Source organism: Leifsonia sp. GW821-FHT13C09 (assembly GCF_058806435.1).
Map to the genome: position 1 here is coordinate 18316 of NZ_JBXAPS010000013.1, position 11217 is coordinate 29532.

Below are 11217 nucleotides of genomic sequence, written 5' to 3' on the forward strand. Positions count from 1 at the left end.
ATTCAGCATAGTTCCAAAAGAATCTTCTCAATATGTTGCGGTTTCAATGTACGGTTTAGTACATTGAACCGGACCAGTTTCCCGGAAGGGCATCAATGACGATCTTCACGACCAACAGCGGTTTCGCCGAGCAGGAGCGAGTGCCGCTGCGGCTTTCCTCGTCGGAGTTGCTCCGTCTGGACCTCTCGGCGGCGCGGATAAGACTGGATCGCGTCACCGAGTCTCGCGACGAGGGTCTGCTCATTGTCGAGGGCTACGTCGCGTCGAACATCTGGATCGAGGTGAAGCTGCCCGTCGCCGCGTGGACACAACGTCTGCTGGTTATCGCTCCAGGTGGCTACGGCGGCTCGATCTGGCGTGAACCGTGGCCCGCATCACCCCTCATCGCGCTCCCCGGAGCCGAACGAGAATTCGTCACAGCGACATACGACACCGGTCACCGCGGTTCTTCGAACTACCCCGCCGATGCAATGTGGGCGGTCGGAGACGCTCTGGCCGTCATCGACTTCGCCTATGAGTCGCTCCATCGTGTGACTCTCGCGGTTCGCGCCCTCATCGAGGTCGCCTACGGACAGGGGCCGAGGTATTCCTACCTCCTCGGGCTCTCCAGCGGTGGGCGAATCGCGCTCGCAAGCTCCCAGCGCTATCCCGAGGACTTCGACGGGATCGCAGCAGACGCCCCGACCATCGACATGGTCACCACCAACACGTATTGGCATGCGTGGAACGCGAGCGTCAACTCCGACGAGGCCGGCCGCCCCATTCTGACCAGCGACCGCCTGCCAGGCCTTCACGCAGCGGTGCTGCGGGCAGCTGACGCAGTCGGAGTGAAGGCCGGAAACGCCGTGACCGACCCGCGACTCGTGGATTTCGACCCCGCCTCCTTGGTCGGCGACCACGTCGATCCGGCAGAACGACTTACCCCCCGACAGGCGGAGGTCGTCCGAAAGCTCTATGACGGCCCGCGCACGCCCGATGGGGTCCGGCTGTTTCCTCGCGGGGTCCCGCTCGGTTCCGAGCTCGCATGGGAAGGCCTGATGATGCCAGCCGGGAGCGATTCCCGCGCGGAACTGACTGTTTGGAACGCGTCGGAACGCCTGTACAGCGACGAGTTCCCCGACTTCATGACCAGCTTTGACGGCCCCACCGGCGTGCGGGGACCCGACCTGCAGTACACCCTCGACGAGTTCGACGTGCTGCATGAGCTCTCGGGCTTGTACGACCCGACGAACCCTGACCTCCGCCCATTCGTACAAGCCGGGTCCAAACTTCTGATCTGGCAGGGCTGGGCGGATCCTGCATCCTCCCCGTACTCCGTCCTCAACTATGTCGCCGCCTCACGGGAGCTCCTCGGCGAGGAGGTTCTCAACGACAGCGTTGCGCTCTACATGGTCCCGGGCATGTATCACGGCGGCAAGGGCCCCGACTCATCATTCGGCGAGTTCCTGACGCCCGTCATGAAGTGGGTCGAGGCGGGCAAGGCCCCCGGTTCGATCAGTCTCACATTCGATCACTTGTCGGCAAGCGCCGAGGGTCCGTGGGCGCTTGAGCGATACGCCCCCTCGTCGGTGGCGGCCGAGACCGTCGATTGGTACGGCGCAAAGCACTACACTCCCGAGGCCACGAAATGGGGCCACGTCCCGCGCGCAGTCCTTCTCCCGGAGCGGCCTGCGGCCAGAGCCTGAGCAGCGGCCTGATGACGTCAAAGCCGTCACCCTTGTCCCTATTACTAACTAACTTGAACGTTAATCACCGATGATTGTGAGGAGAACGCCATGGCGTCGTCAGTGAGTCTTGCAAGCCCTCCCGAGGTTGCTGCTCGTCCCGCCGCGATCGAGGTCCGTCAGGTCGAACGCTGGTTCGGCGGCGTGCACGCCCTCCGCGGCGTGGACCTCGAAGTCTTCCCCGGCGAGATCCTGGCGCTCGTCGGAGACAACGGAGCCGGCAAGTCGACCCTGCTGAAGATCCTCTCCGGCGGCGTGCAGCCGACAAGCGGTCAAATACTCATCGACGGCGAGCAGCACCACTTCGGCAAGCCGGCAGATGCGACGGCGGCTGGCATCGCCACCGTGTATCAGGACCTTGCCTTGGCGCCAGACCTCGACATCGTCGAGAACATGTTCCTCGGCCGAGAGGAACTCGTGCGCGACATTCCGCGCCGGTGGTTCGGCGCGGTCGACCGCAAACGAATGGAAAGCCACACCAAAGCTGCGCTCGATCGGGTTCACATTCGCGTTCCCTCCATCACCGCCAAGGTCGCTGACCTGTCGGGCGGTCAGCGGCAAGCCATAGCTTTCGCCCGCGCGGTGACATGGTGCGACCGCATCCTCCTCCTCGACGAGCCGACAGCGGCGCTCGGCGTGGAGCAGCAAAGGGGAGTCCTCGACCTCATCCTCAAGATCCGGGAGGAGACCGGACTGTCGATCGTGCTCGTCAGCCACCAGCTCCCCCACGTTCTCGAGGTCGCAGACCGCATCGCCGTCCTGCGACGCGGCGCCATCGCGAAAGTCATTCCAGCCTCCGAAGCCACATCAGAAGGGCTGGTCGCAGCAATCACTGGTCTGGATTCGGAGAAGGACGCATGACCAAGACAACGACCACAACCAAACCGTCCTCCTGGTCGGTCGACGAAACGGACGTAAAGCCGCGCAACCGAGTGGCCTCGCTCATGGACCGGTACGCCTCCCTCTGGACTGCGGCCGTGCTGATCATTATCGTGGCGATCCTGTCGATCATCGCGCCGGACTTCCTGTCCCGCGGGACGTGGCTCGCCGTTTCAGTCGCGGCCGTGCCGATCCTCCTGGCCGCGTTGGGTCAGACCTACGTCATCGGCGCCGGAGGCATCGACCTCTCAGTCGGAGCCGTCATCGGACTGTCCGGGATGACCGCGGGATGGACGATGGCCGCCCTCTCGCGCCAGGGCGCCGATAATGGCGTAGCGATCACCACTGGCTTGCTTGTGGCCATCGTCACCGGCTTGGTCGCCGGGGCCATCAATGGACTCGTCGTCACGAGAATGAAAGTCGAGCCTCTGATCGCAACGTTGGGAATGCTCGGCGTTGCACAAGGCCTCGCCTACCTCATCGGCGGTGGAAACCCCATCGGCGGACTGCCCACGCAGCTTTCGAGCATCGGCTTCACCAACATCCTCGGCTGGGTGCCCATCCCGGTACTCATCGCCGCGATTCTGGCTCTTGTCCTCTGGTACGTCCTCGCCCGGACCCGTTTCGGGCGCCGAACTCTCGCGATCGGCTCGAGCTCACAGGCAGCCGAACGAGCAGGCATCAACACCATCTGGCACGTCGCGCGCATCTATGCCCTCTCCGGCGTCCTCGCCGGCGCCGCCGGCGTGCTGCTCATCACCCGCCTATCCGTCGCCGCTCCCGCGGCAGGGACCGGCATCGAGCTGAGCTCGATCACCGCAGCAGTGATCGGTGGAACCGCACTCGTCGGGGGCAAGGCGTCCGTGGCAGGAACGGTCCTCGGAACGCTGATCATTGCTGTGCTCAGCTCCGGGCTCGTCGTCGCCGGCGTCGACCCGTTCTGGCAGCAGGTCGCTATCGGGGCGATCCTCGTCATCGCCGTCTGGGTCGACCGCAAGCGCAGCGCCCTTCGAGGCCGAGCACGCTAATCCCCAAAACGCACCATCCCACCGCAATCAATACGGCAACCAAGGAAGGCAGTCCATGAAGATCATCAAAACCCGGGTCCTGTCCCTCATGTCAGTCGCTGTGATCGGGCTGTCACTCGCAGCCTGCTCCTCGACCGGCAACGCGAGCGGAACAAGCGCCGGTGCCAAAGTCGTCATCGGTTTCGTTCCAGGCGCGACAACTGCGCAGTTCTGGACGGCGATGAAGAACGGGGCACAGAAGAAGGCCGACGAGCTCGGCGCAACGCTGGTGTGGCAGGGAGCGCCGGAATACTCGGTCGCTGCTCAAACCCCCATCCTCAATTCCATCGCCGCCAAGAATCTCAGCGCCCTCGTCGTCGCACCGACGGACGGTCAAGCGATGTTCGCTCCCATCAACGCGATTGCGCAGGGAGGCGCCAAGATCGTTTTGGTCGACAGCGGACTCAAGGACACATCCATCGTCCAGGCTCAGGTGGCCAGCGACAATGAGCAGGGCGGCGGCGCTGCCGCCGAGGAGTTCGTCAAGAAGTCCGGCACGACGGGCAAGGTCGCGATCATCGGGCTGACCCCGGAAGCCGTGACCGTCAACGCCCGGATCAAGGGTTTCGTCGACAAGATGAAGGAGATCGCGCCGAACGTCGACGTGCTTCCGACCCAGTACGCTGACGGCGACCCCGCCACGCAGGACGTCGTCCAGTCGATCCTTGTCGCTCAGAAGGACCTGAAGGGCATATTCGTACCGAACTCCGCGGGCGCCGGCGCTGCCGCTGCAGTCAAGGCACAGGGCCGAAATGGCGTCGTCGTGATCGGCTACGACTCGTCCGAGGCCCAGGTCGCGCTCCTGAAAGCCGGCGAAATGAACGCGCTGATCCTCCAGCAGCCGAGTGAGGAAGGCGCCATAGCGGTACAGGCGGCCTACGACGCCGTAAAGGGCAAGAAGCCCAAGGCCACCACTCTGGTCCCGAACATTCTCGCCACGACAGAGAACGCAAGCGACGCGAAGGTCGCTCACTTCTTCTATTGAGCTCGCACGGTGAGCGGCCGCGCTACGGGCGGGGCCGCTCACCGTCGGGACCGAAGCTGCGCCCGCACTCACCAGACGGAGACCGAAAAGCCCATGCTGCCATCCGATGACACACCCTCGTACCGCGACCTTGTTCTGGTCGTCAACGGCCCGAATCTCAACGCACTGGGTCGTCGAGACGCCGACCACTACGGCCACCTCACGCTCTCCGAAATCGATCAGAAGACAGCAGCAGCTGCCAACCGAGCGGGATGGCGAGTCCGATTCGTCCAGAGCAACTCCGAAGGTGAGCTCATCGATGCCATCCAGTCCGCCACGACGGACCAGGCATCCGGCATCGTCATCAACGCCGGCGCATACACGCACACCTCCGTGGCGATCCGGGATGCCCTCGTAGACACAGGCTTGCCCGTGGTCGAGGTGCACCTCTCCAACGTGCACGCACGAGAGCATTTCCGGCACCATTCGTACATTTCGGATGTCGCAATGGCTGTCTTCGTGGGAGCCGGCTGGCGCGGCTACACGTTCGCCATCGAACTCCTAGCGGGCAGGGCTAGAGAATCGGAGCGAGCATCGTGAAGAGCTATCGGGTTGGACTCGTCGGCGAGGGTATCCGCGAGTCGCTCACGCCTCCGATGCACGAAACAGAAGCGGCTGAGCTCGGCCTCGACTACCGATACGACGTATTTGACCTCCTCGAGTCGAGCGACATTCAGAATGCCGCGGAGATCGTGCAACGCGCACGCGATGAAGGGTACGCCGCACTCAACATCACTCACCCTTGCAAGCAGCTGGTGATCCCTTTCCTCGATGAGCTCAGTCCCGAGGCTGAACGCCTCGATGCCGTCAACCTCGTTCTGTTCCGAGACGGCAGGATGATCGGGCACAACACCGACTGGACGGGGTTTGCTTCGGCCATCACAGCGGGTCTGCCGCACGCGAAACGCGACCATATCGTGCAGATCGGGACGGGAGGAGCCGGGGCAGCAACCGCATATGCCCTGCTGAGCCTGGGCGTGAAACGGCTTGCCTTATCCGACCGCGACGGCGACCGCGCCACTCTCATGGCCGAGAAGTATCGTCGCTGGTTCCCATCCCAAACGATCGTCGCCGCCGATACCGTCTCCACGCGGCGCGAACTGGCTTGTGCCGACGGCGCGGTGAATGCGACGCCGATGGGCATGGCCCAGCATCCTGGGCGCTCCTTCGATGTCGACGTCCTGCCGCGCACATCCTGGGTTGCCGACATCGTTTACCTCCCCATCGAGACCGAGCTGCTTCGGGCGGCGCGGGCCAGCGGTCTCCGCGCACTGGACGGCGGCCGAATGGCGGTGGGACAAGCCGCTGACAGCCTGCGGCTGATCACTGGCCTAGAGCCCGACAGACAACGCATGCGTCTACATTTCCTGACCATGCTTGAGACGCAACATGGAAAGCGAGTGAACTGATGCGCGCATCGATCGCAAGTGTCTGTATCAGTGGGTCGCTTCGCGAGAAGCTCGCGGCGATCGCCCGTGCCGGATTCGATGGCTACGAACTGTTCGAGAACGACCTCATCACAAGCTCTCTGGCACCGGAAGAGGTACGACAGCGGTCGGCTGACCTCGGACTCACACTCGACCTCTACCAGCCGTTCCGTGATATCGAAGGAACGCGTCAGGAAGCATTCGAGCGCTCATTGGAGCGAGCGCGAACGAAGTTCGACTTGATGGCCCGGCTCGGTGCCGACAAGATACTGGTCTGCTCGAACGTGGGCACCGCGACTGTCGACGACGACGACGTCGCTGCCGAACAATTGCATCGGCTTGCCCAGGTCGCATCGGACCATGGCGTCAAGGTCGCCTACGAAGCGCTCGCGTGGGGTCGGTACGTTTCGACCTATGACCACGCCTGGCGAATCATCAAGCAGGCCGACCATCCCAAACTCGGTGTGTGCCTGGATAGCTTCCACATCCTCTCTCGCGGCACTGATCTGTCCACGATCTCCGAGATCCCCGCCGAGAAACTCATGTTCGTTCAACTCGCCGACGCACCGGCCATGCACCTGGATGTTCTCAGTTGGAGCCGTCACTACCGGGTGTTCCCGGGTGAGGGAGATTGGGACCTCGCGGACTTTGTCGATCGGGCCCTTAATTCCGGCTACGACGGTCCGCTCTCCCTCGAGGTCTTCAACGATGTCTTCCGCCAGAGTGATCCTTCAGTCACGGCCCGCGATGCGCGACGATCGCTCCTGGTGCTTGAAAACACGATTCGCGAGCGACGCGCCACCGCCTCCCCGCGCCTCGATCAGGACGCCGGCGTTGAACTCGCGGCCATCCCTTCCGCCTCCCCACCTCAGGGATTCGGATTCATTGAGATCCAGCCAGGAGAGGGCGACGCGATCTCCGAAACCCTTGCACTTTTGGGCTTCCATCGCCGCGGAAAACACCGCCGCAAGAATGTCGAACTCTGGGAGCAGGGCTCTGCGCGCATCATCATCAACGACGAGCTCGAAGGCCGGGAGACGAAGCTCGCCGCTATAGGTTTGCGCGTGGACGACGCTCGCGCCCTGGCGCTGCGAGCCGAAGCCCTCCGTACCCGCCGCGTCCCGCGAGACGAGCGCGTCGACGAGACGCCCATCTCAGCCATTGCGGCGCCAGACGGAACGGAGTTCTACTTCACCGCCACCGACGAAGACTGGATGGCCGAATTCGAACCCGGGGCTGAGCATGCAGCAGATGACGGCGTCCTCAGCATCGACCACATTGCCCTAGTGCAGCCGTGGCAGCGCGTCGACGAGGCGGTACTGTTCTATCGCAGCATTCTTGGCCTCCACATCGACGACGGCCAGGACCTGCTGAGCGAGACAGGGCTCGTCCGTAGCCGTGCCCTCGTTTCGCCCGACCGTGGCATCCGCCTCGCGATGAACGTGGCTCCGGTGCATGGTGAGCGAACCGACGTGTTTCTGAACCATGTCGCCTTCACGACATGCGACATTCGCAGCACGACGTCGACCTTAATCGGCCGTGGCTTGGAACTCCTCGCGCTACCCGATAACTACTACGAGGACCTCTGTGCGCGATTCGGTCTTGCTAAAGCGCAACTCGACGATCTTCGCGCCCATCGACTGCTCTACGACCGCGACGCCGACGGCGAATTCCTGCATGCCTACACGCCGGCCATCGGAAATCTCTACTTCGAACTCATCCAACGCCTCGAAGGATACGACGGGTACGGTGCACCCAACGCGTCAGTGCGACTCGCCGCGATGCGGCAGCGAAACTAGCAGGCAACGAATCCACTGAGGAGTTCGCGCAAGGGTCGTGCCTACTTCGGCCTAGGACGATCGAGGACCCAAGAACATCCGTCCGATTCGGGTGGCTGAACGACCTCACGATCGCATCCGAGCGCGGATCGCGACCGGCCTGTCAGCGCCGCGTCTGCCCGGTCGGGGTCACCACCGATCCGTACGGCACGGTCACATGAACCAAGAAATACCGCATGCCGAGACTCCTTGCGCGCACGACGACCACCGTCTGAAGCTCGTCGTAAAGCCCAACGGCCTCCGCTCAGCACGCTTCCGCACCCAGTGATCCACCCGCCGCATCATCGGCGTCTCATGAGTCCGCTGATGCACCGCGGGACCGGGGGCGTATGCCAGCAGCCTCAGCCGCGATCTCGTCAGTGTCCGCCCGGCATGATCGCCGCCAAAGCATGTGCCGGTCGTTTCGCAGCCGTCGCAAGAGTGCTCGCTTCGTCCGGTGTTGGGACGAGGACCTGAACCAACCGGCACCCGCCATCCAATCGGAGGAACCGGCCATGAGCGTCGCTCCCACCGCTGACACCGTCCACATTTTGACCGATTCTGGGACTCCGGACCCACTAGTCTGGCGCCACCAGCGCTACCGTGTCGTCGCTGCGATCGCGCGGCACTTCTCATTGGACTGCTGGCCCTCGTCGGCGCCAGCGACAGCGACAGCGACACACGTCCGCCGATGTTGTCGATACTGATCTTCCCCCGGTTCCTCGGACAGTTTGATGTGTCGTTTCAGCAGCCAGGGTGACTGTCGTCGGGACGATTTTCTCGTAGTCGGCCGGGGAGTGGTAGCCCAGGCTGGAGTGTCGGCGGCGGGGGTTGTACCAGGCTTCGATCCAGGAGAACATCGCCGTTCCCAGCTCCCGCCTGGACTGCCAGGGCTGGCTGTCGAGGAGTTCGATCTGCATGCCGGACCAGAAGGATTCCATCATCGCGTTGTCGTAGCAGCCGCCGACCGAGCCCATGGAGGCGATCAGGCCGGCTTCGTGGACGCGGGAGGTTAAGGCCCAGGAGGTGTATTGGGAACCGTGGTCGGAGTGCATGATCGCCCCGCGGACTCCGAACCGTCTCCAGCGGGCCATCTGCAGCGCATCCACGACCAGGTCTGCGGTCATCCGGGAGCCGATCGACCAACCGATCGCGAGCCGGCTGTAAGCGTCGAGGACGACGGCGCAGTAGACCTTGCCCTCAGCCGTGTGGTGTTCGGTGATGTCGCCCAGCCAGAGCCGGTTCGGGCCGGGAACGTGGAAGTTGCGGTTCACCCGGTCTTCGCTGGTGGCGGGGTTGGTGCGGAACCGGAACTTGCGTTTGACGGCGCCGGCCCAGCCGCGCTCGCGCATGATCCGCTCCACTCGTTTCCGGCCGATCGCAAAGCCGTGGCCCATCCGCAGCTCGGCGTGCTTCCGCGGCGACCCGTAGGTGTGGAAGAACGCCCCCTTCTCGGCTCGGAGCCGGGCGATCACCGCAGCGATCTCCTTATCCCGGGCTTTGCGGGCGGAGATGTGGTGCTGCGCCCAGGTGTAGTAGCCGGAGCGGGAGACCCCCAACAACCGGCTGACCGTCGCGACTTTGAACCGGTGAGGGTCCTCGGTCGTCAGCTGCTCGATCAGTCGGAAAGATGTTTTGGGAGCACGTTCTCCTTCGCGAAATACGCCGCCGCGCGCTTGAGGATCTCGTTCTCCGTCTCCAGCCGGCGCACCTCCCGGCGCAACCGCACCAGCTCCGCCTGCTCATCCGCGTCGAGAACCGGCACCAGCCCGGAGGCTTTCTCCGCCTCGGCTTTGGCGAAGTCGTCCTCAGCCACCCACCGATACAACGCAGAGTTCGAGATGCCGAGCTCGCGCGCGACCTGCGACAACGGGCGGTCACTGATCCGGACTAACTCGATCGCACGAACACGGAACTCCCGAGGGAAACGTCTAGCCATAAAGACCAACCTCCCGAACCAAACAAGGCCGATGATAAGTAACCGAAGAAACGGGGGAACACCAGAGATACGAAGAGAAAAGGCGAATGCACGCAGGCACTTAAGTGAAACGGCCTGCGCCGGCCCTGTTTCAAACTGGTCCCGCGTCAACCTGGTTGCCATGTTCTGAAAGGCCTCCAGCGTCGACCGATCCGTATTCCGCGCCCCTGATCCACGTGAACGAAGGCGTCTACCGGTGGCTACTCAACTGGTCGATGCGAGGTGTGTCATTACTGGCCCCGCGTCGTTACCCGAGACGATGCCGGGGCCACATTCGAGTCCTGACATGCCGCCGAGGCGAGGTCGCCGCAAGCGGCGCTGCCTTGACGGTTTGAGGGTCTTTCCGTCGCCCGATCGTAGCTTCCTCCCGGTGCTCCGTGCCGGGCTTTCGCGGCGTATCCTCACTCCGCTTCGCTCCCTTCCGGTACTCCACGGTCCCGGCACTACACACCTACACGCGCTCTCGATCACCCGCCGGAAAGGCGCTCAAAACGATCGACCCCTGGGGAGTGAGTGGGATGCAGGTATTCATCATCGACACCAGCAACATGGATCCGGAACTGCCAGGCGGACTCATCGGCATAGAAGGTTCCCCGGACCCGACCGCCGCCGAGAAGCAGGAGTGCGTGGACACCGTCAGCCGCTACGTAACGGATGGGTGGGCGGTCGCCGCCGACCCGAACACCCCAATCGGGTGGCTCGCCGCACTTACCGCGGAGACAGCGTGCGTCCCCTTCGTCAACCTCATCCGACTCGCTCTGGATGAGTCCGCGCGGCCACCGGCACGCGTCTAATCCATCGACCTCCGACCCGGCCAGACGGCCGGGTCAGAGGTGCGCCAGGGTCGATGGGCGGGAACGCGTTTGCCCGGTCAGGTAGCCGTGGATTTCCGACGAGTTTTGGATTTGCGCGCCAAAACCGCTTTGGAAACACAACGTGTAGGTATGAGGGCATTGGTTTCGGGAACATCCCGATGGCACGCCTCGCCAGACCGGACACCGATCGGCGAGGTCGCGAGTTGCTGGCGCGGCAGGAGTTGCTGGCGCGCGGAGGATACGCGCGCCGTGACGGTCTCGAATTCCACGTCGGCGAGTGACGGTTTGCCCGCTGAAGCAATCGATCGCACAAGCCGGGCCCATTCGGCAATCGTTCGCCCGGGAGGGAGCGATCTCCGGAAAACTGCGGGTGCGCGCCTCCTGCGCGCCAAAACGCCCGCCGAACCGGGGTGGCGTCCCGTTGAGTGGTGGAGTTTCTCGACACCGTGCGGGATCAGCTGTTGGTGATTATGCCGCAGTGAGTTC

10 protein-coding genes are annotated in these 11217 nt (G+C 63.7%); 8 read left to right on the plus strand and 2 right to left on the minus strand.

Features of this window, described 5'->3' with window-relative positions; genetic code table 11:
- Nucleotides 1–95 precede the first annotated feature (95 nt).
- From AC1ROW_RS20820 to AC1ROW_RS20850, 7 genes are all read left to right on the plus strand, one after another.
- Entirely contained in the window at nt 96–1685 is a 1590-nt protein-coding gene (locus tag AC1ROW_RS20820) for a tannase/feruloyl esterase family alpha/beta hydrolase (protein WP_493021446.1), read from the plus strand.
- 90 nt (nt 1686–1775) lie between these two features.
- A complete protein-coding gene (locus tag AC1ROW_RS20825) occupies nt 1776–2585 on the plus strand; it encodes an ATP-binding cassette domain-containing protein (RefSeq protein WP_493021448.1) in 810 nt (269 codons plus the stop codon).
- Nucleotides 2582–3631 (plus strand): ABC transporter permease, encoded by a 1050-nt coding sequence (locus AC1ROW_RS20830; RefSeq protein ID WP_493021450.1) that lies wholly within the window; start codon nt 2582–2584, stop codon nt 3629–3631. Before AC1ROW_RS20825 ends, AC1ROW_RS20830 begins: the two co-directional genes overlap by 4 nt.
- 55 nt (nt 3632–3686) lie before the next feature.
- Complete coding sequence (locus AC1ROW_RS20835; RefSeq protein ID WP_493021452.1) at nt 3687–4655, plus strand: substrate-binding domain-containing protein; 969 nt, start codon at nt 3687–3689, stop codon at nt 4653–4655.
- A 93-nt stretch (nt 4656–4748) separates the two neighbouring features.
- The gene (gene aroQ, locus AC1ROW_RS20840; protein WP_493021454.1) at nt 4749–5234 is read left to right on the plus strand and encodes a type II 3-dehydroquinate dehydratase; all 486 of its coding nucleotides are present in this window, start codon (nt 4749–4751) and stop codon (nt 5232–5234) included.
- Nucleotides 5231–6103 carry a shikimate dehydrogenase gene (locus AC1ROW_RS20845; protein ID WP_493021456.1) on the plus strand — a complete coding sequence of 291 codons (873 nt, stop codon included), beginning with the start codon at nt 5231–5233 and terminating at the stop codon, nt 6101–6103. The genes aroQ and AC1ROW_RS20845 overlap by 4 nt, the downstream gene beginning before the upstream one ends.
- Complete coding sequence (locus AC1ROW_RS20850) at nt 6103–7920, plus strand: bifunctional sugar phosphate isomerase/epimerase/4-hydroxyphenylpyruvate dioxygenase family protein (protein WP_493021458.1); 1818 nt, start codon at nt 6103–6105, stop codon at nt 7918–7920. Before AC1ROW_RS20845 ends, AC1ROW_RS20850 begins: the two co-directional genes overlap by 1 nt.
- 650 nt (nt 7921–8570) lie before the next feature.
- Here the strand turns inward: AC1ROW_RS20850 and AC1ROW_RS20855 are convergent.
- Both AC1ROW_RS20855 and AC1ROW_RS20860 read right to left on the minus strand, forming a co-directional pair.
- On the minus strand, nt 8571–9560 hold the full coding sequence (locus tag AC1ROW_RS20855; RefSeq protein ID WP_493021463.1) for an IS3 family transposase: 990 nt from the start codon (nt 9558–9560) through the stop codon (nt 8571–8573).
- On the minus strand, nt 9557–10039 hold the full coding sequence (locus AC1ROW_RS20860) for a transposase (protein ID WP_493021460.1): 483 nt from the start codon (nt 10037–10039) through the stop codon (nt 9557–9559). Before AC1ROW_RS20860 ends, AC1ROW_RS20855 begins: the two co-directional genes overlap by 4 nt.
- 395 nt (nt 10040–10434) lie before the next feature.
- On the opposite strand from AC1ROW_RS20860, the gene AC1ROW_RS20865 reads away from it, so the two are divergent.
- On the plus strand, nt 10435–10710 hold the full coding sequence (locus AC1ROW_RS20865) for a hypothetical protein (protein ID WP_493021461.1): 276 nt from the start codon (nt 10435–10437) through the stop codon (nt 10708–10710).
- Nucleotides 10711–11217: the final 507 nt, after the last annotated feature.

Coding starts and splice junctions, on each gene's coding strand:
- AC1ROW_RS20820 (WP_493021446.1), top strand. CDS start 96: ATGACGATCTTCACGACCAACAGCGGTTTCGCCGAGCAGGAGCGAGTG.
- AC1ROW_RS20825 (WP_493021448.1), top strand. CDS start 1,776: ATGGCGTCGTCAGTGAGTCTTGCAAGCCCTCCCGAGGTTGCTGCTCGT.
- AC1ROW_RS20830 (WP_493021450.1), top strand. CDS start 2,582: ATGACCAAGACAACGACCACAACCAAACCGTCCTCCTGGTCGGTCGAC.
- AC1ROW_RS20835 (WP_493021452.1), top strand. CDS start 3,687: ATGAAGATCATCAAAACCCGGGTCCTGTCCCTCATGTCAGTCGCTGTG.
- aroQ (WP_493021454.1), top strand. CDS start 4,749: ATGCTGCCATCCGATGACACACCCTCGTACCGCGACCTTGTTCTGGTC.
- AC1ROW_RS20850 (WP_493021458.1), top strand. CDS start 6,103: ATGCGCGCATCGATCGCAAGTGTCTGTATCAGTGGGTCGCTTCGCGAG.
- AC1ROW_RS20860 (WP_493021460.1), bottom strand. CDS start 10,039: ATGGCAACCAGGTTGACGCGGGACCAGTTTGAAACAGGGCCGGCGCAG.
- AC1ROW_RS20865 (WP_493021461.1), top strand. CDS start 10,435: ATGCAGGTATTCATCATCGACACCAGCAACATGGATCCGGAACTGCCA.